At 62.9% G+C, this 25669-nt stretch carries 27 protein-coding genes; 13 read left to right on the top strand and 14 right to left on the bottom strand.

Going from position 1 to position 25669, the window contains the following annotated elements; all coding sequences use genetic code 11:
* Positions 1-106: 106 nt before the first annotated feature.
* Positions 107-673 (bottom strand): 16S rRNA (guanine(966)-N(2))-methyltransferase RsmD, encoded by a 567-nt coding sequence (gene rsmD / locus ABFX19_RS09340; RefSeq protein ID WP_346028178.1) that lies wholly within the window; start codon positions 671-673, stop codon positions 107-109.
* A gap of 141 nt (positions 674-814) precedes the next feature.
* On the opposite strand from rsmD, the gene ABFX19_RS09335 reads away from it, so the two are divergent.
* Entirely contained in the window at positions 815-1798 is a 984-nt protein-coding gene (locus ABFX19_RS09335) for a hypothetical protein (RefSeq protein WP_346028177.1), read from the top strand.
* Positions 1799-1806: 8 nt separating this feature from the next.
* Positions 1807-2508, top strand: coding sequence for a class F sortase (locus ABFX19_RS09330; protein WP_346028176.1), 702 nt, complete (start codon positions 1807-1809; stop codon positions 2506-2508).
* Here ABFX19_RS09330 and ABFX19_RS09325 read toward each other — a convergent pair.
* Positions 2505-2864, bottom strand: coding sequence for a hypothetical protein (locus ABFX19_RS09325; protein ID WP_346028175.1), 360 nt, complete (start codon positions 2862-2864; stop codon positions 2505-2507). The genes ABFX19_RS09330 and ABFX19_RS09325 overlap by 4 nt on opposite strands.
* 18 nt (positions 2865-2882) lie before the next feature.
* Positions 2883-3749 (bottom strand): YsnF/AvaK domain-containing protein, encoded by an 867-nt coding sequence (locus tag ABFX19_RS09320; RefSeq protein WP_346028174.1) that lies wholly within the window; start codon positions 3747-3749, stop codon positions 2883-2885.
* A gap of 270 nt (positions 3750-4019) precedes the next feature.
* On the opposite strand from ABFX19_RS09320, the gene ABFX19_RS09315 reads away from it, so the two are divergent.
* On the top strand, positions 4020-4280 hold the full coding sequence (locus tag ABFX19_RS09315; protein ID WP_346028173.1) for a hypothetical protein: 261 nt from the start codon (positions 4020-4022) through the stop codon (positions 4278-4280).
* A gap of 112 nt (positions 4281-4392) precedes the next feature.
* On the top strand, positions 4393-4773 hold the full coding sequence (locus ABFX19_RS09310; protein WP_346028172.1) for a GNAT family N-acetyltransferase: 381 nt from the start codon (positions 4393-4395) through the stop codon (positions 4771-4773).
* 14 nt (positions 4774-4787) lie between these two features.
* Here ABFX19_RS09310 and ABFX19_RS09305 read toward each other — a convergent pair whose 3' ends face one another.
* The gene (locus ABFX19_RS09305; RefSeq protein WP_346028171.1) at positions 4788-7001 is read right to left on the bottom strand and encodes an ATP-dependent DNA helicase RecG; all 2214 of its coding nucleotides are present in this window, start codon (positions 6999-7001) and stop codon (positions 4788-4790) included.
* Positions 7002-7085: 84 nt separating this feature from the next.
* Positions 7086-7883, bottom strand: coding sequence for a GAF and ANTAR domain-containing protein (locus ABFX19_RS09300; protein WP_346028170.1), 798 nt, complete (start codon positions 7881-7883; stop codon positions 7086-7088).
* Between the two features lie 189 nt (positions 7884-8072).
* Here ABFX19_RS09300 and ABFX19_RS09295 point away from each other — a divergent pair, with 189 nt between their 5' ends.
* The gene (locus tag ABFX19_RS09295; protein WP_346028169.1) at positions 8073-8534 is read left to right on the top strand and encodes a MarR family winged helix-turn-helix transcriptional regulator; all 462 of its coding nucleotides are present in this window, start codon (positions 8073-8075) and stop codon (positions 8532-8534) included.
* A 21-nt stretch (positions 8535-8555) separates the two neighbouring features.
* Here the strand turns inward: ABFX19_RS09295 and ABFX19_RS09290 are convergent, their stop codons facing one another.
* The 5 genes from ABFX19_RS09290 to ABFX19_RS09270 all read right to left on the bottom strand — a co-directional run bounded on the left by ABFX19_RS09290 (position 8556) and on the right by ABFX19_RS09270 (position 13609).
* Positions 8556-9758: an MFS transporter gene (locus ABFX19_RS09290; RefSeq protein ID WP_346028168.1), complete on the bottom strand. Its 1203-nt coding sequence runs from the start codon at positions 9756-9758 to the stop codon at positions 8556-8558.
* 107 nt (positions 9759-9865) lie between these two features.
* Positions 9866-10840: a DAK2 domain-containing protein gene (locus ABFX19_RS09285; RefSeq protein WP_346028413.1), complete on the bottom strand. Its 975-nt coding sequence runs from the start codon at positions 10838-10840 to the stop codon at positions 9866-9868.
* A gap of 22 nt (positions 10841-10862) precedes the next feature.
* Positions 10863-11867 carry a thiamine-phosphate kinase gene (locus ABFX19_RS09280; protein WP_346028167.1) on the bottom strand — a complete coding sequence of 335 codons (1005 nt, stop codon included), beginning with the start codon at positions 11865-11867 and terminating at the stop codon, positions 10863-10865.
* A gap of 85 nt (positions 11868-11952) precedes the next feature.
* Positions 11953-12606 (bottom strand): DedA family protein, encoded by a 654-nt coding sequence (locus tag ABFX19_RS09275; RefSeq protein ID WP_346028166.1) that lies wholly within the window; start codon positions 12604-12606, stop codon positions 11953-11955.
* Positions 12581-13609, bottom strand: coding sequence for an LCP family protein (locus ABFX19_RS09270; protein WP_346028165.1), 1029 nt, complete (start codon positions 13607-13609; stop codon positions 12581-12583). Before ABFX19_RS09270 ends, ABFX19_RS09275 begins: the two co-directional genes overlap by 26 nt.
* Before the next feature lie 118 nt (positions 13610-13727).
* On the opposite strand from ABFX19_RS09270, the gene ABFX19_RS09265 reads away from it, so the two are divergent.
* The 8 genes from ABFX19_RS09265 (at position 13728) to ABFX19_RS09230 (ending at position 21720) form a co-directional block, all read left to right on the top strand.
* On the top strand, positions 13728-14978 hold the full coding sequence (locus ABFX19_RS09265; RefSeq protein ID WP_346028164.1) for an MFS transporter: 1251 nt from the start codon (positions 13728-13730) through the stop codon (positions 14976-14978).
* A gap of 33 nt (positions 14979-15011) precedes the next feature.
* Positions 15012-15944 (top strand): PfkB family carbohydrate kinase, encoded by a 933-nt coding sequence (locus tag ABFX19_RS09260; RefSeq protein WP_346028163.1) that lies wholly within the window; start codon positions 15012-15014, stop codon positions 15942-15944.
* 43 nt (positions 15945-15987) lie between these two features.
* Complete coding sequence (locus tag ABFX19_RS09255; RefSeq protein ID WP_346028162.1) at positions 15988-18330, top strand: glycoside hydrolase family 65 protein; 2343 nt, start codon at positions 15988-15990, stop codon at positions 18328-18330.
* Between the two features lie 138 nt (positions 18331-18468).
* Positions 18469-18591: a hypothetical protein gene (locus ABFX19_RS09250; RefSeq protein WP_346028161.1), complete on the top strand. Its 123-nt coding sequence runs from the start codon at positions 18469-18471 to the stop codon at positions 18589-18591.
* A 52-nt stretch (positions 18592-18643) separates the two neighbouring features.
* On the top strand, positions 18644-19135 hold the full coding sequence (locus tag ABFX19_RS09245; protein ID WP_277358486.1) for a DUF3515 domain-containing protein: 492 nt from the start codon (positions 18644-18646) through the stop codon (positions 19133-19135).
* A 147-nt stretch (positions 19136-19282) separates the two neighbouring features.
* The gene (locus ABFX19_RS09240) at positions 19283-20056 is read left to right on the top strand and encodes a hypothetical protein (protein WP_346028160.1); all 774 of its coding nucleotides are present in this window, start codon (positions 19283-19285) and stop codon (positions 20054-20056) included.
* 6 nt (positions 20057-20062) lie between these two features.
* Complete coding sequence (locus tag ABFX19_RS09235) at positions 20063-20740, top strand: class F sortase (protein ID WP_346028159.1); 678 nt, start codon at positions 20063-20065, stop codon at positions 20738-20740.
* A gap of 53 nt (positions 20741-20793) precedes the next feature.
* Positions 20794-21720 (top strand): aldose 1-epimerase family protein, encoded by a 927-nt coding sequence (locus ABFX19_RS09230; RefSeq protein ID WP_277358484.1) that lies wholly within the window; start codon positions 20794-20796, stop codon positions 21718-21720.
* Between the two features lie 11 nt (positions 21721-21731).
* Here the strand turns inward: ABFX19_RS09230 and ABFX19_RS09225 are convergent, their stop codons facing one another.
* Genes ABFX19_RS09225 through ABFX19_RS09210 form a run of 4 tightly spaced genes read right to left on the bottom strand, consistent with a single transcriptional unit; the run spans position 21732 to position 25657 of the window.
* On the bottom strand, positions 21732-22727 hold the full coding sequence (locus ABFX19_RS09225) for a LacI family DNA-binding transcriptional regulator (protein ID WP_277358483.1): 996 nt from the start codon (positions 22725-22727) through the stop codon (positions 21732-21734).
* A gap of 19 nt (positions 22728-22746) precedes the next feature.
* A complete protein-coding gene (locus tag ABFX19_RS09220; RefSeq protein WP_404800718.1) occupies positions 22747-23880 on the bottom strand; it encodes a D-alanine--D-alanine ligase family protein in 1134 nt (377 codons plus the stop codon).
* Positions 23877-24902, bottom strand: a complete 1026-nt coding sequence (locus tag ABFX19_RS09215; protein WP_277358481.1) for an NAD(P)H-dependent glycerol-3-phosphate dehydrogenase — start codon at positions 24900-24902, stop codon at positions 23877-23879. The genes ABFX19_RS09220 and ABFX19_RS09215 overlap by 4 nt, the downstream gene beginning before the upstream one ends.
* Positions 24899-25657, bottom strand: coding sequence for a lysophospholipid acyltransferase family protein (locus ABFX19_RS09210; protein WP_277358480.1), 759 nt, complete (start codon positions 25655-25657; stop codon positions 24899-24901). Before ABFX19_RS09210 ends, ABFX19_RS09215 begins: the two co-directional genes overlap by 4 nt.
* Positions 25658-25669 lie beyond the last annotated feature (12 nt).

Genomic DNA, 25669 nt, shown 5'->3' with positions numbered 1-25669 from the left:
CGTACGGAGGCTGCATGGGGCGCAGATGAACCAGAGATGAGAGTTAGATGAGATCAGGTAGTCAGATCAGTGCCCCGGCTACCGGGGGGACTGAACGGCGGAAGCGTTAGACCGGTTCCAGGTACCAGAGCCGGGTCTCGCCATACTTCTTGTCGGCGAAGCGCTCAATCCCGTCGGGCCAATCCGGCTCCCCTGAGCGCGAGGAACGTTCGAGCACGACGACGGCCCCTTCCGCCAGGTGCGGAACAAGAGTGGACAGGATGGTCACCAGTGGCGCGTCCTCGAGCGGATAGGGCGGGTCCATGAGCACCACATCCCATAGTGCGTCTTCCGGGACCCGATTCAGATAGGTCTCAACCTTCGATCGGTGCACGCGAACGCAGGTCCAGCCAAGGACCTGGTTCATCGCATCGGCGTTTGTACGGCAGGCGGCAGCAGCCCGGTCCGCAGACTCGACAAGGTCCACGGCTGCAGCTCCCCGGCTCGCCGCTTCCACCCCCAGCGACCCAGATCCAGCGAAGAGATCCAGCACATGCGCGCCGGCCAGAACGTTGTAGGCATCCAAGCGGGAGAACAAGGCTTCCTTGACCCGGTCAGTGGTGGGTCGCGTCGCTTGGCCCGGGACGCTGGTCAGCGTAGTGCCACCTGCGGCCCCGGCGATGATTCGACTCATGAAAAAACACTCTAAACCACTAGCAGAAACAGTTTCCGCGTGGTCCAATAAGTGCAGCCGAAAAGCAGCCGCGTTAGCGAAGTGCGAGCGGCGCGCGCCGCTCAAGGGGGACTTGGGGGCTTCTCACGAAAGACAACACATATGAATACTCGTTCCTGCCTGCTCACCGTCGGTGTCTCAGCACTTCTCGCGACAGGCTCGGTGCTTACGGCTGCGCCCGCATCTGCTGCTCCCGGATCGGCTGAATGTCTCACGGCTCAGGCTGCGCTGAAGACACACATCGGAGTCGCATCGGTCGATATCACTCTGGCAAATCAACTTCGCGCCGCAATAGCTACTTTCGAATCACTCGGAGCGCAGCTCGAGCCTCTCTACGTGGAAGCTGACCTCGCCGTGGCCGCTGAACTTGCTGCTCTTGAAGCTGCCGACGCCGCCACTTTCGAGGCGTCGGAAGTAGTCAACGCTGCCGTGGCGCTTCTGACCGCAGCCCAATCGGCCGAAGCTACCACCCTCGCGGAATTGGAAGCGGCAAAACAAGCAGTCCTGGACGTTCCGCCGGGCGACGCTGCCGCGCTGGAAGAAGCTGAGGCTCAGCGCGATCAGGCACAGGCGCGGCACGACATTGCGGTGGCTGCCACCGCTTCGGCCAAGGCAGATGAAGCCGCAGCGCAAACAGCGTTGGAGGACGCCTTCTTGAGGTACGACGAGGCTGAGCAGGCTTACGTGGAGGCTTTCGACGCTGCCTACGGCACTCCGGAGATCCTTGCTCTTGAGGCGCAGGTCGAGACGGCAGCGGCATCTTTCGATGACGCCATCGTCCGCCTCAGTCTGACCGAGGGCTCCAACCCGCAGGACCTCATCGCTCTGGCCGACGCAGTCATCGCTGCTTGCTCGGCCGCGGCGGTAGCTCAGGCGCCGGTCGCACACGCGCCGGTCGCGCACGCGCCGGTCGCCCGGCCAGCCGCTCCGCAGCAGCGTGGCCTGAACATTCAGACCGCAGCGGACGACGCCGGACCCACAGATCCCGCGAACCTCGCCCTCCTGGCCGGGCTGGCAGGATTCGGTGCGGTAACAGCGGCCGGTGCCGTCGTCGTCGTTCGTCGTCGAAGCGCAGGCCGGGCCTAACCCACTCGATGACAGCTACACAGCGTGACGCTGCTGCCCCCGCTCCCCGGCCGCGAATGCGGCTATGGGTTGCGGGGGCAGCAGTGTTGGGCGCGCTCGTTTCCACCACAGCGCTCAGCGGTGCATTTGCACCACAGGCAGCCCCGGAGGAGACGGCGCGCCCCGCAACCATGGCTGCCAGTGCCACGCCCACGCCCGCCCCGGAAGCCAGCCCCAGTCCCACCACCCAGGCAGCCACCACCCAGGCAGCCGCTCCGAAACCTCGTGCCGCCGCTCCGGAGCGGCTGATCGTGGAATCCGCCGGCATCGATGTAGCAGTTTTACCTCTCACTCCCACCTCGGCAGACGAGGCGTCACAATCCCTCGTCCCACCGTTCACCATGGACGGCTACTGGCTTACCTCATTCGGCATGCCCGGGCGCGGATCGAACGACACCACGTACATCACCGGACACAGCTGGGAGGATCGTGAGGCTCCGTTCAACCGCATAAGCACCGATGTGGAGGTGGGGCACGAAATAGTGCTGCACACCGGCTCCGGTGTGCAGCACTACGTAGTCGATTCGATTGTCACTCATGACAAGGACACCCTCAAGGACAGCAATATCTGGGATATCACGCCGAACAGGCTTGTTCTCATCAGCTGTTACACCGAAGATCCCTGGGGCAAGAACGTTGTAGTGACCGCAAGTCCGACGGATTCACCCTAGAGCGAGCCGAACCGGCGCCGCCCTGCATCCTGGTGGAGCAGGTAAGGCTCCGGGTCACTTGATGCTGCGGGCGAACTTGCCAGCCAGCACGCAAAGCCGGCGGGATTCCGCGATTCCATTTCCTCAAGGTACAGCCGCCGCTTCCGCGCGAGCTCTTCCAGTTCCGCCGCTGTCTTGGCGCTGATGACAGCCAGGAAGCTGATTCGCCATGCCCGGCACAGCTGTGCGGAGTTGAGGTGCCTCACCCGCTCGTTGATGTCAGCGCGCTCCACATGTGGCTGGACGCCCGGAAGCGTAGCTTCCGAGCGTCCAGCACCTACCCACCGGAACACGCGGCGAAACCAGCGTTCGTTCATTGCCGGACGCCGCCCCGGTCAGAGCCCGCGACGGGAATCGTCGCCGTCTGTCTCGATCTCTTCCTTACGCACTTCCTCACTCACGGTCTGCTCGTCCGTGACAACTTCCTTGTCGAGGCGCACCCGCTCCACCGGCACAGCTTCCTTCTCCACGACGGGTCGTTCCTCGTGAAGGGTCACCTCGTGCTCCTCTTCGCTGATGGCGGGTCCATCATGAGCGTCGCCGCGGTTGGCGTCGGTGATCGGCTCACGCTCGACCCGCACTTCCTCCCGCTGGACCGGCACGGTCTTGGTGACGTTCTCCGTCACTACGTATTTGCGGAGGCGGGCACGCCCGGTCTCCTGCTCCTCCGTGCCGACATGCAGCCGTTCCTCGGACCGGGTCATGGCATCATCCGTGGTGGGCCCGGAAGTGTCATGTCCAACTGTTCGGTCACCGCGGTCCGCGTCGTAGCGGTCCCTCTCGCCGGCGCTTGCGATGCCGGGATTGGAGTCACGGAAATCGTCCGACCCGGTGGTGGTGCCCGAGTACGTACCGTGTTCGGCGGCGTCGTAACCTCCACCTGGCCTGTTCAGGGAGTAGTGGCGGTAGAGTTCCTCTTCCTCCGCCTCGCTCAAATTCTGGTCCGGGTCAACCTTAGGTGCGTCCTTGACCTGGTCCTTGGTGTAGGCAATGCGCACATCATCGCCGTCCATGGAAGCGCCCTGCAGCGGCGCGAACGATTCAGACGTACCGAAGAGTCCCGTCTTCACCGTGACCCAGCTGGGCTCTCCTGTGTGGTCATCCACGTACACCTGGCCCGCGGATCCAACCTTGTTGCCGTCCTGGTCCACAACGTTCCCGTTGCCATCAAGAATGCGGTCGATATGTTCCTGCGTGATCATTTTATCTCCTCGAGATTGATTGCAGAGGGCTTGTCCGAAGTATCCGGTTGCACAAGGGTAGGCACATCAGTCGCTTAATTGGAAGCATGCTTATTACTTTTATTGAAAGTCGGCTTACGAAATCGGGTTGAAACCCTGGCCTGACAGGCATCCGGGCAGAGATACAGTGTGTGAACCGGTCCCGGGGTTGCCACAAAATAGCAGCCGATTAGACTGGCAACAGGTTCAGCAGCGAGCCACAGTAAGACCTACTTGTGGGAGTGCCACCTCATGGACGCTCAGTCGCGCTCATTCATTGAGCCACCTCTACTATCTATCCGCGAACCCGGGGATAACGCTCCCGCCTGGACCGAAACCGACGACGATTTCCCCGTCGATCTCTCTTCAGTTCCGGAACGCCGGCTTGCCGAGTTGTGCGACGCCCTCTTCCTTGAGTTGGATTCCGAGATGCCCGATCTCCGAGCCCTGGAGCGCTACCAGGCCGCCTGTGACGAACTCGCCTTCCGTCAAAGCATCTCGGGCATCGCCTGAACGCGCCATTGCCTGAACCTGCGGGCTGCTTTGTCAGCCTACTGATTGTCGCTATAGTTGTTTGTACGGTTCAGCAGCGAGCCTCACCAGCCTCTCGACTGTGGGAGTTCACATGGACCTGCGTTATACCGACCGCTCAACAAGCCTGCGGACGGCAGTCCGCGACAATATGAAGCTGAGCCGGTTCGAGCTGTACGTTGACGGAGACAACGTCGGCTACCTTCAATACGAGAACCGGCAGGGCCAGATCTGGCTGCTGCACACGACCATCGAGCAGCGTTTCAAGCGCGCACGCCTGGATACCTACTTCGTAGGGAACGTGCTCGAAAACCTGCACCGGCGGCGGTTGGCGGTCATGCCGTTCTGTCCTACCGTCCGTGGATACCTGGGAGGTCACCCCGAGTGGGCCTCCCTGATACCGGCCTCCGAGCGCTCCCGCTTCCGCCTCACTCCTGCTTCCAGATCGCGAAAGACGGCGTCCCGCGCTTCCTGATCCAGTGGTTCCGCTTATCCCCGTTCGAGGAAGGCTTCTTTCTCGGCGTTCAGATAGAGATCCAGCGCTTCTTCGAGCTCAGGGTGCTCCGCAAGTGTTGGGTCAGCATCGATCAGTTCCTGTGCGTCCTGACGGGCTTTTTCGATCACCTTGGCATGCTGAATCACTTTGAGGAAGCGCAGTGCCGACCTGCCTCCCGACTGTGATGCGCCCAGGATGTCTCCTTCGCGGCGGAGCTCCAGGTCCTTTTGGGACAGTTCGAAGCCGTCGGACGTTGAAGCGACAGCGTCCAGCCGTTCCCGGCTGGGGTGTGCCGGTTCGAGTTGCGTGACAAGCAGGCAGGTACCCGGGTGCCCACCGCGACCGATCCTTCCCCGCAGCTGATGGAGTTGTGAGATACCGAAGCGGTCCGCATCCATGATCACCATGAGAGTGGCATTGGGAACGTCAACTCCGACCTCAATCACGGTAGTGGAGATCAGGAGACTGATGACGCCGTCATTGAATCCAGCCATAGTGGCGGATTTCTCTGCCGGATCAAGGCGCCCGTGCAGCAGGCCCATCTTCACTCCGGCAAGGGCGGGCACATCCTGCAGGGACTCAAACAGTTCCACAACGGACGTCAGTTCCTGCTTGTTCGGAGGCGCACCTTCGTAGAGTTCCATTGCATCAGCACTGTCAGGTTCCGTTTGCGAGTTGCCGATCTTTGGGCACACGACGTAAACCTGCCGGCCGGCGTCAATCTCCTCCCGCGTCCGAGCCCACGCGCGATCCACCCAGTTGGGATTCTCGAAAAGCCCTACGACGTGAGTCGCAATGGGGGCACGGCCGGCGGGAAGTTCCGTCAGGGTGGATACATCCAGGTCACCGAAAACAGTCATCGCAACAGTCCTGGGAATGGGGGTAGCCGTCATGACAAGCATGTGCGGCGCAGCGGCGGCCTTCGCCCGGAGTGCGTCCCTCTGCTCCACGCCGAAACGGTGCTGCTCATCGACAACAATCAACCCGAGATCGAAGAACTGAACGTTTTCCGACAACAGGGCGTGTGTGCCGATGACAATGCCGGCGTCACCCGATGCGGCTGCAAGCAGCGCCTCACGCCTTTGCGCCGTTGACATGGACCCCGTCAGGAGCACAACCCGTGTCCCGTCCACCGCCCCGCCGAGCATTCCTCCCTCAGCCAGCGGGCCGAGGGTACGAGTAATGGATTGATGGTGCTGCGCCGCAAGCACTTCAGTAGGTGCCAGAAGGGCCGCCTGCCCCCCTGCGTCAATGACCTGCAGCATCGCCCGCAAGGCAACAAGCGTTTTTCCCGACCCAACCTCGCCCTGAAGCAGCCGATTCATTGGATGGGCACCGGCAAGGTCCTTTGCAAGCTCCTCCCCCACCTGCTGTTGGCCCGAGGTCAACGTGAACGGCAGCGAAGCATCAAATTGATCGCGCAACCCACCTTGGATCAGCGGGCGTGACGTTGCCTCCTCTGCGAGGACTTCAGCCCGTCGCCGTGCCAAGGCAGTCTGCAGGACCAACGCTTCCTGGTAACGGAAACGGTGTTGGGCACGGTAGGCATCCTCCACCTCGGCAGGTCGGTGGATCAACTCATAGGCCTGGGTGATGTTCATCAGCCGGTCACGGCGGGCGATGTGCGCGGGAACCGGGTCATTCAGCTGTGAATGAACGAGGGTGTCAAGTACCTTCTCGATGGACTTCTTGATCTGATCACTGCTGATGTGCTCAGACGCCGGATACACGGGGATAGGCACGAGATGCTTGTCCATGCCGGCGTCGTCTTCATCGAGTAGCGAGAACCGTGGATTGGTGAGGGTCAACTGTCCCCGGTAACTGCCCGTTTTTCCGGAGAAGACGGCGCGAGTTCCAACGGTGAGCTGTCGTTCAGCAACATGAGCGTTGAAGAAGGTGACATGCATGGTCCCGAGACTCCCGGCGTCGTCGTCGGTGATAACAACATCCAGCAGTTTGCCCTTGCGCGTCCGCATCCATCGCGAGTTTGCCGATTGCACCCGGGCGACCAGGGTGACGTCTTCATCGAGCGGGACGCCGGACAACCCCGTCAGCTCCCCAGGCGGAAGGTAAGTACGGGGAAAGTGGTTCAGAAGCGCTCCGACGGAGTGAATCTCAAGGCTCTCCCCAAAAACCTTAACCACTTTGGTGCCAAGCAATTTGGGGTCCAATGGTGCGGAAAGCTCGGGCGGGCGCCTGTTCTTCATATACCTTCCTGAAAGCCTTTTTCCTGAGCAGCAGGAACCAGCGAGACGTAGTGTCGAGCTTAGCGCCGCGCTCTGACGATCCCGTTACCCGTCGAAGTGGGTTGCAGGTGACGCGCCGGAAACCCGTTGGGCAATCTCCGCGGCGATCACGCGCAGCTTCACGTTGCGTGCGTTCGAGGCCCGTTGCAGGATCGTGAAGGCTTCATCCTGCGAGCAGCGGTTTTGCGCCATGACGATCCCGACTGCCACGTCGATATGCGTTCGGGACTCCATGGCGCGGCTGCGGTTGTCCGCTTCCTCGCTGTAGTGTGCCATCCGCAACGCCAACTGCAGTCCTTTTGACGCCTGACGCGCGTATGACTCGGCGAAAGTGACTTCCTCGCTCCTGAAAGAACTCGGACGGTAGGAATACAGGTTCATCGCCGCGTGTGCTCCCGCCCCGATGGTAAAGGGGGCAGAAAGAATAGAGCGCAGCCCGTATCCGGAGACCGCCTCTGAATATTCGGGCCATCTGCTCTCGCTAGCAAAATCCTCCACGACGATGGTGCGCTGCTCCTTGGCTGCTGTGAGGCACGGACCCTCCTTGAAGGCGTACTGCAGTTCATCCATGGACTTCGCAGTCTCCGAGTTGTAGGCGACAGTCGCCGCCCGACGGCGGCGCAACAGTGTGATGCCGCACAGCACCGTCTCCTCGTGCCCGCTGACGCTGCGCGCTGAAAGGACGGCAAGTTCGTTGAGGAACTCCTGCATATCCGTGGTGGACAGCACAAGATCCTGCAACTCCTCAAGAAGCGAACGTTCACCCGTCCCCACTGTCTGCGCGGTCAGCCGACCGGGTGCGTCGAACTCCTCATCAGGCTCGAAGGAGACGAGTTCGCCCACGGTTCCACCTTTCAATGGTCCAAACCTCAACTTTCATCGCATAGGATACTTCACTAAGCGCCCTTCGCATCTCCAATGGGTCTCGTACCCCGCAGCGTCTGGCGTCGCCGGTGCCGTCCCACCGGGTCAAGTTACAGAGCGCAGCACTTCGCCGGTGCAGTCGTTCTTTCGGGGTTAGAAGGTCAAGGCATGGACACGTCGTATTGGTCAACAAGCCGCCTGCTGAGCACAGCGGCCCGGCTCAATGAAAACCGTGACAACGAGCGGTTGCGCAGCATCGGCGTTACACATTCCGGTGTGACAATCCTGAAAGTGCTGGCCTCTGCGGGATCGATGAGCCAAGTGAAATTGGCGCAGATCGTGCGGGTTCAGGCGCAGACAGTCGGTAAAGCTCTGGAACGGCTGGAGATGCGCGCGCTGGTCACGCGGCAAAAGAGTGAGTCGGACCGCCGGGTGACTTTCGTCGCCCTCACTCCCGCGGGCCGCACAATCCTCGATGAGGTGCAGCAGGGTGAAGGTGTACCTCTTGGCGGTGCAGGCTATGCGGAAGAAGATTTGCGCGCCGCACTGATCAGCGTGATCAATGCCACCCGTGACAACCTGCTCGCTCCAGGACCGGTGCCCGAGCCGCAACTGGTCGCTTCAGCGTAGTTTGACCTCAGACCCGCGTGCTCAAGGGCCGCTGATCACCCGGTCCCGCCCAGCGAGCACGCCCGTCAGGGCCAACATTGCCATGATGGCTGCAGTCACGAGCAGCGGAAGCGTCCAGTCGCCACTGAGATCACGCAGGCCACCGAACATGACCGGTCCAACCGCGCCGAGGCCATAACCGACGGACTGCGCCATGCCGGATAAGGCTGCGGCCTGCGGATAGTTGACCGTCCGCAGGCTGAAGAGTGACAGAGCGATGACAATGAGGCTTCCGCATCCAATCGCTCCCAGGAGCACCCACAGCAATGTGAGGTCCGGCGCAACCGCCAGCCCGACAAACGTCACGAAAGTGAGTGCGCCGCTGGTGAAGGACATCATTCGCTGGTCTGCACCCCGATGAAGGATTCCGCCGGCAGCAAGGCTGGCGAATACGCTGACAAGAAGAAACACGGACAGGTGCAGCCCCGCCGTTGTCGCCGAAACGCCGCGGCTTTGCTCGATGGTCGGCAACCAGGCCATCAGAACGTAGAAGGCGATTGACTGCAGTCCCATGAACAGCGTCACCTGCCAACCCAACGCCGAAGACCACGGCGACCGGTAGGTCGCCTCGGGTTTTGAAACGCGCACGGTGTCAGAGGCGTGTCTGCGCAGCCAGGGCAGGAGGACTGCCATGGCAATCAACGCCAGTCCCACCCAAATTCCGAGCGCCAGCCGCCATCCGGCGGGCGACGTCTGTGCCACCGGCACGACGACGGCGGCCCCGATCGCGGCGAACGCGGCTTGTGTTGCTGTGTAACTGCCGGTGATCTGGCTGACCCTGGTTGGAAAGTCCCGCTTCACAAGGGAAGGAACAAGGACGTTGAGAAACGCGATGGCGAGGCCTATCAAGGCGGTGCCCACCCAAATCAGGCCCGACACCGGTATGGAACGGAGCACTATGCCTGACGCAAGGATCAGCAGGGACAGCCAAAGCGCCCGATCAAGTCCGAGCCGGGAAGCGAACGCCGGAGCTACGGGCGAAAAGACCGCGAATGCGATAAGCGGCAAACCAGTGAGGAATCCTGCTGCGGCACTCGAGAGTTGAAGGTCGCTGCTGATATTCCCGAGAACCGGCCCAACGCTGACAAAAGATACCCGAAGGTTGACGGCGATGAGCAGAACGCCGATGAAGGCGAACCCGAAACGGGAGGATCGTTCTGTCGCTTTTCGGGTGGCAGTGCGCATCGTGCGGTTTCCGTCCTTCGGTGGCAGGCGGAGCGCCTGCGACGCGCTTCCGGTTCCAGCCTAGCGCCGAACAAGCGGTACCTGCGGCGGATGACCGCGGACCGACGTCAGGACCCGTAACGTTCCTGTTGCTCGAAATACCTCGGTTCCTGGGGGCTGACAGCACCGGCACCGGCGAGCTGGGTCACGGCGATGTGACTGGGCTGCCCCGCTTCTTCGATGTATCTGAGTGCCAGGGCGGCTTCGGGAACGTGGACGTGCACGCGCCAGCGATAGCCCTCCTCGACCTCCGTTACTGCGCTCATAATGACGGAATCTCCCACCTCGTCGAGGTGAAGCCGAAGAGTTGCAGCGTCCAGCGGGCTGAGGTTGATGGTACACATAACCTCGACGCCCTCGGCCGGCATCCCGTTGTGGATGTGCGGCGCCTGGACGTCATAGCCATGAAGGCCGTCAAGCAGTTCGTCCAGCAATTCTTCACCGAGTGAGGCCGCGCGGAGCGCATCCATGATGAGCAGGAACCCCACACCACCGGCATCAACCACTTTCGCTTCAGTGAGTGCGCCAAGCTGGCTCTCAGTCTGCACGACAGCCTCAAGTGCCGCCTCCACTGCTCCTTGCAGAGTCATGGCGAGGGCGTGGTTACTGTCATCTCCCTCGTTGGCCTGGTCCACGGTGGCAGCTCCGACCGATGCGGCCTCAAGCACCGAAAGCATGGTGCCGGGAACAGGGTCACTGAGTGCCGACCAACTGCGGATCTGGGCGCGGTTCAGTGCGGTGGCCAACAACGGCCCCGAGAGACGGGACGCGCCGTGCAGCGGCTCTGCTATTGCTGACAGGAAGACGGCGAAGAGCGTCCCGGAGTTGCCACGCGCATCTTCCATGGCGGCCTGTCCGGCAACCTTCAGCAAGTCACCGAGGTCATGGGTGTCATGATCCGCTGCAGCCTGCGCTGCTGCCCGAACGGTCAGGTAGAGGTTGGTGCCGGTGTCCCCGTCAGCTACAGGAAAAATGTTGATGGCATTGAGGCGGTCGCTGTGGTTGCCAAGGGAGACTTCAGCCTTGCTCAACCATCGCTTCATCGCAGTCGCGTTTGCGGTGATTTTAGTCTGCAAAGTGATCCCATCCCACGTTGGCTGGAGACTGTGACCCGACGGTCACTTCGGCATGTCCGGCCTCTACCGAGCCTACCGCAGTGAATCCTGCCAGCGGCATAACGTTTGGGTTAACGGTGGCCAGCAGCCCATGGTCTTCGCCCCCGCCCAGAACCCATTCCAGCGGGTCCATTCCCAGCAGGCTCGCGACTCCGCGAAGCGGTTCGCCGAGATACCGCAGGGCTTCGGGATCCAGGTCAATGTGTACGGAGCTGGCCGCGGCGATCCTTCCTGCATCACGCACCAGGCCATCGGAAACATCCATCATTGCGGTTGCACCGGCCGCTGCGGCCGCTGGTCCCGACTCCAGCGGCGGACGCGGCCGGCACTGCGCACGAATGAACCCACGTAGTTTCTCTTCCAGCGAACCGTATTCATGCACTGACTCCAACAGCGCCAATCCTGCCGCGGCGCGCCCTACCGTTCCGGCCAGTACGACGACGTCTCCCGGCTGCGCTCCTGACCGCAGCACCGGAGGGCGCCCGTCCAGTGAACCCGTAACCGCCGCAGTGACCGAAATTTCGGTTCCACGCCCCAGGTCACCCCCGACTACTGCACAGGTGGAAGCCCTCAGCTCATGAATTGCCGCCGTGAGGCCGTCCGCTAGGTCCTCAACCCACTCGACCGTTGTGTTCCCGGGCAGTGTGAGACTGACGACGAGGGAGGTGGCACGACCACCCATCGCGTTGATGTCACTCAGGTTCTGCGCGGCGGCCTTCCACCCGACGTCAAACCCGGTGGTGCTGTACCCATTGGGCCAGTGCAGCCGAAAATCCATGTCCTGGACCTGGGTATCGATGGAGATGAGCACCCGTGCGTCCGCAGCGGCAACGATGGCGGCGTCATCCCCCGGGCCGAGAAGCACACTTGGGGGGCTGCCAACAGGGCTGTGAAGACGCGGCAGAATGCGTTCGAGCAGGGCCGATTCGCTCAGCTGGCTGACGGTAAGTGGCATACTTCCACCGTACTTTGCACCCCGCACATTCGGGTGTCGCCTGTGGACAAGGGCAGTCAGCACCCACAGGAAGGGAGCCGCGGGACTAGCCTGCCCTCCGTCGTCGTACCCGTCGGAAGATGAGCCAACCGAGAAAAGCGGCGAGAGCCGCATAAAGAAAAAGGTCAAAGTACTGGGAGTACTGGTCAACAAGGTGGTACTGGGTTCCGAGGAAATAGCCCAGGCCGATGAGCAGCACATTCCACAGCAGACTTCCTGCGACGGTGAAGAGAGTGAACGTGGCCAGCGGCATGTGTTCGGCACCCGCCGGCAGGGAAATCAGGCTCCTGACACCCGGTATCAACCGGCCGAAGAAGACCGCCGAGCGACCATGGCGGTGAAACCAGCGCGCCGCCCGCTCGAAGTCGTCGCGGTCCACCAGCGGCAGCCTGGAGAGCCCGCGCACCACACGTTCCTCGCCCAGCTTCGCACCGAGTAGGTACAGGAGCAGAGCGCCGATGAAGCTACCAAGGGTGGCAAGCGCGAGTACAAGCACCGCGTTCATCTCGCCTCGCTGGGACAGGAAGCCGGCCAGCGGCAGGACGACTTCACTCGGGATCGGAGGAAAGACCGTTTCCAGGAGCACGAGTACGCCGACACCAATCTCGCCGAGCGCACTCATGACATCCGTGATGACTCCGGTCAGCCCTGACTGATCCTGGGCTCCACCCGTACTAGCCTGCGTTGGTGTTGTCCACATACTCCCCCAGTGTTCCCTGATCGAGTGCCTCAGCGATGCGGGCTATTGCTTCCTCATCCTTCACGACGATGGACTGGCCGTCCGGCGAAGTTCCGACTCCCAGATTCGGCAGCGTGAAGAAGACGACGTCCTCGGACCGGACCTGCCACATACCGAGCGCGAGGGAACCGGCGGTCAGCGCGCCGAAGTCCGCATCGACGCTCAGGTAGGGGGATATTTCATTCACGACCCGGCTGAGCTTCACGGGGTTGGTGAAGGTCTCGGCAGTCAACAGTTCGGACATGATGCCCTTGATGAAGAGTTGCTGGTTCTGTACCCGCTGAAAGTCACCGTCTCTGAACGCCTTGCGTTCACGCACGAACTTCAACGCCGACTCGCCGTCGAGCGTGACCGGGCCCTGTTCGAAGAACTCCCCCTCTGTTCCTTCGGACTCGAAAGCAATGGGATTGTCGACGGTCACTCCTCCCAGAGCGTCCGTGAGGCCTTTGAAACCCTCGAAGTCGACAATCATCACGTGATCAACGGGCGCATCAAACATGTTCTCGACGGTCTGGACAACCAGCGGCACTCCTCCGAGCGAGATCGCAGCGTTGATCTTGTTCTCGCCGTGCCCGGGGATTTCCGTCCAGGTATCACGCAGGATTGACATGACATAAACGTTCTCCCGGTCCGCAGGGATGTGCACAAGCATCATGGTGTCGGATCGGGAATCGGTGAATCCGTCTTCTGTTGCCTCCGGCCTCGCGTCACTGCCCATCAGCAGGATGTTCATGGCGCCTTCTGCGGCCGCTGTACGCTCGGGCCGCGTTGACGAGTCCGGAAACGCTGGTTCGATGGTGTTCGTTTTGGTCTCGAACGCTATGGCGAGGCTGATCAGGTAGCCGGCAAGAAGTGCCGCAAGTGCGAGAACGACGCCGAGCAGCACCAGCACGGCCGTGCGCAGCGGCCGCTTTTTCTTCGTGGCGCGTTGCGGAACGGGATCAGTGTAGTCATGCGTGGTCAATACGGACGCTCCCTGCCATAGTTGCTGGCCCTATGCTACCGAGCGGGCAGGAGAGCTCCCTGAGCAACTCCCTCCCCTTGTCCTTGAGTTTTCCCAATCGCTGTGGGACTGTTCACCCATGGTTAGCGAATCAGTGCAGGTCAATGAACAGGCCCGTGCGCCGCTCGGCGCTTCCTACTGGAAGCTATGGACATCATCCGGTCTCTCAAACCTCGCCGACGGTGTGTTCAAGATTGCGCTGCCGCTGCTTGCCATCCAGTTCACGCAGTCGCCCACCCTGATCGCCGGGGTGTCGTTCGTCGCTACCCTGCCATGGCTTCTCTTTGCGCTGACAGCCGGCGCCCTTGCGGACCGCCTGGACCGCCGTCGGCTGATGCTCGTCGCCAATCTCACCCGGGCAGCCTTACCGGCCATGCTCATTGCGGTGATCCTGCTCGATCTCGGCTCGATCTGGGCCCTTTATGTCATCGCACTGCTGGTGGGGGTCGCTGAAACGTTGTATGACACGTCCGCGCAGTCCATCATGCCGCAGCTGGTGCACCGCGATCAGCTTTCACGGGCCAACGGGCGGCTGTACGCCGTTGAACTGACCACCAACCAGTTCATTGGTCCTCCGTTGGGCGGGCTGCTCGTGGCAGCCGGAGTAATCGGCGGGTTCGCAGTTCCAGCCGTCCTGTGGCTCGCAGCCGTGGGTTCACTGTTCCTGGTGCGAGGAAACTTCCGGATCGAACGGGAACAAAAAACGACGCTGCGGCACGACATCGCCGAGGGCTTACGCTTCCTCTGGCACCAGAAGATCCTGCGCACGCTCGCCGTCATGACCGGCACCTTCAACTTTGCCTCGAGTGCGGCCTTTGCCCTGTTCGTGCTCTTTGCCGTCGGACCGTCGTCAGCGATGCAACTTTCAGAGGTCGGCTTTGGAGTGCTCCTCACAACCTCGGCGGTCGGCGCACTTCTCGGCTCTTTCATCTCGGAATGGGCGGAGCGGAAACTGGGCCGGTCAAAGTCGCTGGCGCTGACGATCTTCGGCGGATCGTTCTTTGTGGGCGCGCCTGCGCTCACGGACAACCCCTACATCCTTGGCTTCGTGTTCTTCGTGGGCGGTGTGCTGGTCATGCTCTGGAATGTCATCACCGTCTCCCTCCGGCAGCGCATCACGCCCAATCACCTGCTGGGGCGCGTCAACAGCGCCTACCGTCTCCTCGCCTGGGGCACCATGCCGCTGGGCGCAGCGGCCGGCGGTCTTCTTGCGACGTGGCTTGGACTTCAGGCAATGTTCGGAATCATGGGAGTGCTGACGCTGGCCCTGCTGGTTCTGATGCCGATTGTCACCGACAAGGCAATAGACGCAGCCGACGTCGAATCCTGACTGTTTCTGCGGAACCAAGCAAGGAGGAAAGCGATGCCGAGTGTCGTGGTTGTGGGTCAGGTGGCGAGGGATCTCGTGCTGAGGATCGAAGGGATGCCGGCAGAAGGACGCTCGGTTCCCGTGCAGGAGCGTTCCGAGCTGCTCGGCGGGAAGGGAGCTAATCAGGCGGTCGCGTGCCGTCAGCTGAAGGCAGAAGTGGAACTTGTCGGCGTCGTCGGGGATGACGAGCCCGGCCGCACCGTTACGGGTCAAGCCGCAGCGGACGGTATCGGCGTTGGCGGTGTCATTCGGCGGAAGGGTGCCCCAACCGCCCTGCTCGTGGACATCGTCGAGTCCGGTGGAGTTCGACGCCTCTTTGAAGATGTCGATGAACGGGTGCTGCTGACGGCGGAAGACCTCCGCGCGAGCAAAGAGGTGCTGGGTGCGGCGGACGCCGTGCTCGTTCAACTGCAGCAGCCCGCTCAGGCCGTCTCGATGGCGCTCGACGTCGCTGCATCCGGCGGCGCAATGGTAGTGACGGACGGCGCCCCGCCGGATAGGGAGACGCGTGAGCTGGTACTGCGCTGCGCCGCCGTCGTGCGCGCCGATGCGGAGGAAACCGAAGCACTGCTTGGATGGAAACCCCGCGATCTGGCTCACACCATCAAAGCTGCGCAGTCCCTCGTCGAGGCCGGTCCGCGCATCGCCGCCCTCGCTTGCCCCACCGGCGGAAACGTGGTGGCGTGGGCTGAAGGGCTCGTGGTGCTGCCACTGCTAGATGAAGATCCAGTGGACCCCACCGGCGCCGGTGACGCGTTTGTCGCCGCCCTGGCTATCAGCCTCCTGCAGGACGATGACCCGCGGTCCGCCGCATGGCTGGCAGCAGCAGCCTCCGCGGAGGTAGTTGGTAAGTCCGGCGGCAGACCCCAACTCAACCTCGGTGAACTGCGTGCCGCAGCGCGCCGGGCGCGGGACGTACACGGGTAGGCCTGCCGTGCGGGCCAATCATCAGTACGGTTAGCATTACTGTGTGGCCGACCTTCCGATCGAGACAGACTTCTGGCGGATTACAGAGTCCGCATTCGCTTGGGATGGGCCTGAAGTCGCAGAATCCGTCTTTGCACTGTCCAATGGATACATCGGGACGCGCGGCACCTTGGACGAAGGAGAACCGGGCGTTTTCCCCGGAACATTCATGTCAGGCGTGTTCGAGTTCCATCCGCTCTCCTACCCGGAGGACGGATACGGGCATCCAGACCGGGGCCAGGCAATAGTGGGCGTTGCAGACGGCACACTGATCACGGTGGAGGTCGACGGCGAGCCGCTCGACATCCGGCACGCACCCCTCGAACGGCATGCGCGCACTCTCGACCTGCGCGCGGGAACGCTGGATCGCGAGACGGAGTGGACTACAGCCGGTGGCCGCCGCATGCGGTTGCGCTCCACCCGGCTGGTTTCATTGACGCAACGCTCAGCCACAGCAATCCGTTATGAAGTGGAAGCGGTGGACTCAGCGGTCCAAGTAGTTGTTCGTTCGGACCTGGCTGTCAACCGGACCGCCCGGCAGGTGGATAACCCCGATCCCCGGGTCGGCGAAGCGCTCACGCAGCCCTTCGCTCCTTGCTTCCACCGGGTCTACGAAGTCGGCGGGCTGCTCGTACATAGGACACGCGGCAGCCGGATCGGTGTAGCCGCGATGGCTCAACACGACGTTCAGCTTCCTGCGGGCGCCCACGTTTCCACCTCCGGCAGCCAGGACGAGGTGCTCACAACCGTGGTTGCTGACCTCGAGCCGGGCGAAAAGGTGGCGTTCGTCAAATACCTGACCCATACACGGTCAGCCGATGACTCCCCTACCGACCTCGCCGCCCAAGCGCTCGCGGCGATGAGTGATGCGCGGAGCCGCGGTTGGGAAGGCCTCGCCGCTGACCAACGCGCTTTCCTCAATGGGTTCTGGGACGACTCGGACGTGGAAGTGGACCCCGAGACGGACCTTCAGCTGGCTCTCCGCTTCGATCTGTTTCATATTCTCCAGGCATCGGTTTGCCTCAGTAACGCCCCGATCGGAGCCAAAGCGCTCACCGGACCGGGATACAGCGGGCACACGTTCTGGGACATCGAAGGGTTCGTCGCACCCACGCTGACGCTGCTCAATCCTGACGGCGCTGCGCGGCTCCTTCGCTGGAGGGCATCAACCCTGGATGCCGCCCGCGAGCGCGCCGACGTCCTGGGCGTGAAGGGAGCTTCATTCGCCTGGCGCACGATCGATGGGAACGAGGTCTCGGCATACTGGCCAGCGAGCACTGCGGCCATGCACCTCAATGCCGGCATCTCCCGTGCCTATACCCTGCATGCCAACGCAACGGGACGGCCGCTCACCGAAATTGCCGGCGTGGATGTCCTTATTGAAACAGCCCGCATGTGGGCGTCGACTGTTCATCAGGACGACGACGGGCGCTTCCACCTGCGCGGTGTGACCGGGCCTGATGAGTACACAGGGGTGGTGGACGACAACGTCTTCACGAATCTCATGGCACAGCGCAATCTCACCGCGGCGGCTGACGCTTGTCTTGCCTATACCGAACCCGCCGCACGGCTCGGCGTGAACCAGTCCGAGGTGGATCAGTGGCGCGCAGTGGCCGGTGCCATGTACGTGCCGTACGACGACCTCCGCCAGGTCCACCCGGCCAATGACGGCTTCACGACCTACCGGGAATGGGACTTTGAGGGCCGCCGGGACGCTTATCCGGTGCAGGAGCACTCGCACTACGCCAAGATCTACCGACGGCAGGTTGTGAAGCAGGCGGACCTGGTACTTGCTTTGTGGTGGTGTTCGGAGTCCTTCACCGAGGACCAGAGCGCCCGCAATCTTGAGTACTACGAGCAGCGCACCGTCCGTGATTCATCGCTGTCCGCCGCCGTTCAGTCGGTTGTCTGTGCACGGACAGGGCATCTCGACCTCGCCCTCGCCTACCTGCGTGAATCTGCGCTGGCGGACTTGCGGGATGTGCGGGGCGACAGCCACCGCGGCGTGCACCTCGCGGCGATGGCCGGAGCGTGGCTCGCGCTGGTCAGTGGTTTCGGTGGTCTGACAATGGATGATGTGCAACTGCGCCTTGCTCCCCGCCTACCTGCACGGTTGAACCGAATTGCTTTCCGGCTGAGGTGGCAGGGCAGCCGGATCGCTGTCGAGATCCTCCGCTCGGGGACCACAGTGCGGATGCTTGATGAGGATGGGACGGATCAGCAGGTGTGGATCGACGGTCGCCTCTTGCGTCTTACAGCAGCGCAACCGGTAACAGTACCGCTGGTCGAGCCAAGACCAATAACGACGACGCCGCGCCAACCGCCGGGGAGGGAACCACGAACCTGAACACCTCGCTGCCCCTCGCCCTAGGGCGATACTCGGAATGGATGCGCCGATGAGGAAAGTAACGCTTGGGCTGGTTGCCGACCCCGGCGGGACAGCGCTGGAGCGCCCTGCCGGTCTCGTCCACTGCGCGAAACTGTCGTGGCTGGCACCATCGCAGGAGCTCTCGGCTCGAACTTCGACAGCGACGAGGCGATTCGCGAGGCCACCTACAGCAGACGCCAACACGAACGCAGGAAGCTTGCCGATTCCTACGAGGACTGACAGTCCAGTGCCCTCGGGTCCTTGCCGCCTGAAACACCCATAAACTGGGTCAATGCCTCTGAAACCGCGTTCCTTCATGCCGGTCGCCGCTTTACTCCTCGCGGCGTCGCTGAGCGCATGCTCCCCCATTGTCGATGTCGATGCTGCTCCGGATGCGGTCAACCCGGCCTGCGCGAGCGTGATGATCGCGCTGCCCGAGCAGGTCGCAGGCAACGAACTGCGTGAAACCAACAGCCAGGCAACAGCAGCATGGGGTGACCCGTCGCAGGTTGTCCTGCGCTGCGGTGTCCAGATTCCGGGACCCACCACCGATGCCTGCGCGTCGGTGAACGATGTGGATTGGATCATCCAGGAATCCACGGAAAATGACATCTGGACAGCCACCACGTATGGCCGCGACCCGGCCGTGGAAGTTCTCTTCGATCCGAACCAGGTCGCTTCCAGTACGGTTCTGGTTGACCTCGGCGGCGCAGTTTCTCAGGTCGAGCAGACCGAGCAGTGCCTGAGCCTGAATGACACGGTGGACCTGCCCTCGGAAGGTTAGCGGCCGTCGTCGGTCTGCACATTGGCGACTTCCGCGTTATCGAATCGAAACCGGAAGCACCCCAATCCCTCACGGAAGGCACTCCGAAGGCCAGATATGTGGGTTCAAGAGCTGAACCTTGCATTTTCCGATGAGGAGGTAACTCTGATGAAGAAGAAACTAGCTCTGCTAGCCCCCGCCGTAGCCCTCGGGCTCACCACCATGGCAGCAGCACCTGCAATGGCCGATCACGCGGCCGGGTCCTATTCCACGACGTTGAACCAGCTGAACAACAGCGGTGCGTCGGGCACAGCGTGGATCGACGTCAATGGAACTGAGGCCACCGTGACGGTGAAGACCAGCGGTCTTGCCGAGACATTCATGGACGGTCCCTACCCGCACGTGCAGCACATCCACATCGGCGCGCAGGGCACCTGCCCAACCATGGCCGATGACGCCAACGGCGACGGTGTTCTCAGCACCGTCGAGGGCCAGCCTGCCTACGGCTCAATCGGTACCACCCTGTCCCTCGAGGGCAGCACCGGACCTGAAGCCGGCACGGATATAACCGTTGCCCCTTCGGGCAGCAGCTACACCTACGAGCGGACGTTTGAGCTGAACCAGGAAACCCAGGACGCCCTTGCTGCCGGAACGGGCGTAGTGGTGGTTCACGGACTGGATCCGGCAAACCAGCCGGCTGCAGCCACCGAAACCATGAGCGGACTTCCCGGCGCTGAGGAGCTTCCCCTTGCCGCAACCGCACCGGCACTGTGCGGACCGCTTGAGATGCAGCCCGTCGGCGGCGCAGACACGGGTGTGACCGCTTCCGAACCGGTTGCTTCCGATGCGAACGGCACGGGCGTCGCTCTGCTCAGCGGCGGCCTGCTTGCCGCAGCCGGTGGTGCGTACGCAGTTCGCCGGCGCATGGTTGCCGACCGCTAAGCACTCATGAACAACAGTGCTCGGGATCGCCGCCTCCGCCTTACCGCGGGGGCGGCGCTCCTCTTCCTGCCTTTGACCTCCTGCGGTACGGGCGGGGAACCGTCCGGGAACCCGCACACCGCCTCATCGTCGCCCTCCCCGGTGGCGCCGACACCGCCGTCCACACCTTCTGAGGTGCCGTCGTCGTCCGCTGCCGATGCGCCGCCAGAGATGGAGCTGGCGATGGACGCCTCGAAACCGGTGAGCTTCACCATCCCAGCCCTGGACAGGCAGGCGGAAATCATCGAAACAGGGTTGCGGGACGATGACACGCTGGAGGTGCCGCCGGAGCATGAAGGGGCACCGGCGAGCTGGTACAACGGCTCTCCCACGCCAGGGGAGCAGGGACCGGCTGTCCTGCTCGGACACGTGAATTCCACGGCCGACCAGAGCGGGGTGTTCTACAACCTCGAAGCCCTGAAACCGGGAGACCGGATCACGGTGGATCGTGAAGACGGCTCAACCGCTATCTTCGAGGTCTATCAGAGCGAGGTTTATTCCAAGAACGAGTTCCCTACGAAAGCCGTCTACTTCCCGGTGGACCAGGCGGAACTGCGGCTCATCACCTGTGATGACTTCGCGGCGTCGTCGGGCGAGTTTGAGGACAACCTGGTGGTGTACGCGAAACTGGTGGACACGGCCTGACCTGTGTCCTGAAAATGCCACGTCGGAGAGGCCACGCCCTAGACTTGGGTTCGATGAAGACCACCGATTCCACTCCACTGTCCGGTACCCAGTACACCCTCCAGCACGGCGCGTACACGGCGTCGATCGCCAGCGTCGGAGCAACCCTGCGGTACCTACGCCGGAACGACCGCGACCTCGTGGTCCCCTATGATGCCGAGGAGATCCGTCCCTCCTTCCGCGGCGCGGTGCTGGCGCCCTGGCCCAACCGGGTGGTGGACGGCAAGTACTCATTCAACGGCGCGGCACATCAGCTCGCCCTCACCGAGCCTCAGCGCTCCCACGCCATTCACGGCCTCCTCGGGTGGGTGGACTGGACGCTCGCAGGCCAGGCGCCGGCCTCGGTCCGCCTGAGCGCATCCGTTATCCCGCAGAAGGGATACCCGTTCCGGCTTGAGGTCGAAGTGCTCTACTCCCTCGACGACAGCGGCCTCACCACTACGATCACCGCCGCGAATCCAGGCCCGTCAGCAGCACCCTATGGGGCGTCGGCGCATCCTTACCTGGTAGCCGGCGAAGGACTGGTGGACGACTGGACGCTGGAGGTGCCGGCGTCATCGGTCCTCCAGGTGACCGAAGACCGGCTGATCCCGATGGAACTGACCGACGTCGCGTCGTCGCACTTTGATTTCCGCGAGCCTCGCCTCATCGGGGACACATTCGTGGACCACGCCTACACGGGCATCAACTACGACGACGACGCCACCGCCACCGTCTCGGTGCGCGCTTCAGACGGCAAGGGAACGGCCATCACCTTCGACCGTGGCTGCCCCTGGGTACAGATTCACACCGCGGACAAGCCGGATCCAGCGGTCTCGCGGCTCGGCCTGGCCGCTGAGCCTATGACCTGCCCGCCGGACGCGTTCAACTCGGGGACGGACCTGATCGTGCTCGAACCCGGCGCATCCCACTCGGTCGGCTGGCGCATTCACGCACTGTAGGCATCTGCCGGCTAAGGCGCAGAAGTGCAGCGCCCGGTTGAGCTTCGCACGAGGAACTCGGGGCGGAACGAGACAGAGGCCGGAGCATCGTCGTTCACCACTGACTCAATTCCGGCGGCCACAATCGCGGCTTCGTCCCAGCCAAAGGTGGTGAGGGCGGGGCTGATGAGGGGAGCCAACTCGCTGTCGTCGAAGCCCAGAATCGAGACGTCTCGGGGGATGTCCAGATTAAGGGACCTGGCGGCCCGGTACGCGCCGAAGGCGAGCGAATCACTCAGGCACAGCAACGCCGTCGGACGCGCTTTACGGGCAAGGAGGGCCGTTGCCGCTTCCGCTGCACCGGCAACTGAGGACGCCGACGACGCAACGGCAACGCTCATTCCCCTCTCCTGGCCCAGTTGCTGCACCAGCAGCTGCGCCGGGCGGCCGGGCGTCGACGGCAACGACGGCGCAAGAAGCCCGATGGACTGATGCCCCAGTTCGGCGAGGTGTCCGAGTGCGGTGCTGATCCCGTACTCATTGTCGAACAGTACGGTGTGTGCAACCGGCCGGTGCAGGAGCGCGTCCCCGATCGATACCAGTTGAATTCGCTCGGGAACCTCAGCCCAGTAGAGCGCGGATGGATCGACCGGTAGCACTATTGCTGCATCCACCCGGCGAAGCGTGAGGGCGCGCAGCGCGTTCCGCTCGCGTTCAGGGGATGTATCGACGTCGGAGATTGCCGAAAACATGCCTTGCTCGTGCAGCGCCTCAGACAGCATCACCGCCAGGCCCTGACGCCAGAGGTCTCCCAGCGATCCGATGATTGCCACGTTTCCGCTGCGGCCTCCCGCGAGGGCGCGGGCTACCGGATCCGCAGTCCAACCCATGTCCCGGGCGATGCCCTGTACCCGGGCGATGGTTTTCTCAGAGCCACGAATCCCCCGCAGCGCGTAGGACGTGGCTGCTTTGGAAAGACCCGCCGCGAGGGCGATATCACGGAGGGTAGGCCGCCTTGGCTCGTCCATGAACTGGTCCCGGCTGCGCCTAGCGCAGGCCCGTCTTGCGTTCGAGCGCCAGCTCGATGAGTTCGTCGATCAGTTCAGTGTAGGTCAGCCCCGACTTTGCCCACATTTGCGGGTACATGCTGATCGGGGTGAAGCCGGGCATCGTGTTGATCTCGTTGATGATGAGCTCGCCGGCAGGAGTGTAGAAGAAGTCAACCCGGGCAAGCCCCTCGGTGCCAAGTGCGTCGAATGCATGGGCAGCCAGCGCCCGAACACGATCCGTGACATCCGGCGGGAGGTCAGCCGGGCAGCTCAGCTCCGCTGCGGCACCGTCAACGTATTTTGCCTCGAAGTCATACCACTCGTGCTCCCCGGGCTGGACTGCAACCTCCCCAGGCAGGCTGGTGCGCGGCTCATCCAGGCCCCGACCCTGCAGGACCGCGACCTCGATCTCCCGGCCAGTGATCCCGGCCTCGACGATCACCTTCGGGTCGAACTGGCGCGCGGTTTCCACGGCTGCCTCAAGTTCCGCCGGAGAGGCCGCCCGCGAGATGCCCATCGACGAACCCGCGCGGGCCGGCTTGACGAAGACCGGGAATTCGAGCTTCCCGGCACGTTCAAGGCATCCTGAACGGTTGCGTGACCATTCCCGGTCGGTGAGCACCTCGTACGGACCGACGCTAAGTCCCGCGGAGGCAAATACGACCTTCATATAATGCTTGTCCATCCCCACGGCGGACGCCAGAACGCCTGCGCCGACGTAACGGATGTCGGCCATCTCGAGCATTCCCTGGAGGGTGCCGTCCTCGCCGAAGGGGCCGTGCAGCAGCGGCAGCACGACATCCACTGCGCCAAGGCTGCGTGGCATCCGTTCCGTTGCGGTTGCCACGAGTTCCTGTGCTGCACCGCCGTCGGAAGCTGTTGCCAGCACCACGGACTCCGGCGACACCGGAACCTCCGGAAGCACTGTCGAGCGCAGCGACCACTGGGACGGATCCAGGGACACCAATGACCACTGACCGTTCTTCGCAATACCCACCGGAACGACCTCATACTTGCTGCGGTCAATCGCTTCCAGCACGCCTGCGGCAGTCACGCAGCTCACTGCATGTTCACTCGAGCGCCCGCCGAAGAGCACAAGGACGCGGGGCTTCGCAGATAGGGTCACAATCAGCCTTCGGATTTCAGTTCGCGGGCCAGCAGTCGCGGGCCGAGATCATGTACGGACAGGTTGCCCTGAAGTACCGCAACAACACTATCCGTAATGGGCATATAGACCTTGAGTTGGTGCGCGAGATCAAGCACCGCCTGTGCGGATTTGATGCCCTCGGCCGTCTGGTTCATGTGCGCTGTTACTTCATCAAGGCTGAGCCCCTGGCCCAGCAGCCTGCCAGCCGTGTGGTTACGTGAGAGCGCGGATGAACACGTGGCGATGAGGTCTCCCATACCGGCAAGCCCGGACATTGTCTCCGGTTCCCCACCCAGCGCAACGGCGAGCCGCGTTGTCTCGGTGAGACCACGCGTGATGACCGAGGCCTTGGTGTTATCCCCCATCTGCTTGCCCTCGCAAATGCCGACCGCCAGTGCGATGACGTTCTTCACGATGCCGCCGATTTCCACCCCGACCACATCGGTGTTGGTATACGGCCGGAAATATGTTGCCGTGCAGGCTGCGGCAATCCACGTGGCCACTTCGGCATCCGGGCAGGCCACCACAGAGGCGGTCGGCTCACAGCGGGCGATCTCCATGGCCAGATTGGGACCGGAGACAACGGCGATGCGGTCCTCGGGAAGGCCGAGTTCTTCGGCAAGAACCTGGCTCATGCGCGCGTCGGTGCCGACTTCCAGGCCCTTCATCAGCGAAACGACCACTGCATCCGGTGAGATCAACGGCTTCCAGGCTGAAAGCTGCGAGCGAAGGGACTGAGCCGGCACCGCAATGACCACGAGCTCCACGCCGTCAAGGACGGCAGCAGTATCAGTGGAGCAGCTGATGTTGTCAGGTAATACCGTCTCGGCAAGGTAGCGGCTGTTTGTGTGGTGGGTGTTGATTTCATCGGCGATCTCCCCGCGACGCGCCCACAGGCGCACCTGTGTGTCAGCACTCTCACCGGCGTCAGCCAGCACCTTCGCGAACGTGGTCCCCCAGCTACCGGAGCCCAGAACGGCAACGACGGCGGGAGGCCGACGGGTCACTGAGCCTCACCCGCAGGCGACCGGAAGTTTCGACCCGTCTGCTTCTGGTTCTTTGACGCAGGGTCCCACCGCTGGGCCGGCGGTGTTTCGCCGCGCAGCTCGGCAACGAGCTCGGTCAGCGCATCCATGATGCGGGTAGTTGCCGCATCCAGCGTGGTACGGGTAATGGGGCCGCCGTGGAACTCAGAGAGGTCCACAGGCTTCCCCACGAGGACGCGGGACTTCTTGCGCGGAAACAGGTAGAGGCGCTTCGCGTAGCGCGGAAAAACCTCCTGCGCGCCCCAGTGTGCAATGGGAACAACCGGCGCACCCGTCTGAAGGGCCAGGCGCGCAGCACCGGTCCGGCCCTTCATGGGCCACATGTCAGGATCCCTCGTCAGCGTCCCTTCGGGGTAGATGATGATTCCTCCGCCGCCGTCGATCGCCTCTCTGGCGACATCGAGCGAGTGGTTGGCTCCCGCCGTCGTCCGTTCCACCGGCACCTGCAGTGTGGCACGCAACGCGGCGCCGAATACCGGAACCTTGAACAGCGATGCTTTCGCGAGGAAGTGCGGCAGCACCTTGTTGTTGTAGAGGAAATGCCCGATCACAATTGGGTCGATCTCCGTGACGTGGTTGGGGCACACGATGAAGCCGGTGTCGCGTGGGAGGTTCTCGGCGCCTTTCCATTCCTTGGCCATCATTGCATTCATGAGGGGCCGGAGAATGGTGGCTAGAATCGCGAAGGTTGCGCGGGACGAAGCGGGTTCGGTCATGCTGTGTGCGGC

This window comes from Arthrobacter parietis (assembly GCF_039530425.1).
Lineage (GTDB): Bacteria > Actinomycetota > Actinomycetes > Actinomycetales > Micrococcaceae > Arthrobacter_D > Arthrobacter_D parietis.
Note: the sequence above shows the minus strand (reverse complement) of the source record. Positions and strands in the feature narration are given on the sequence as shown.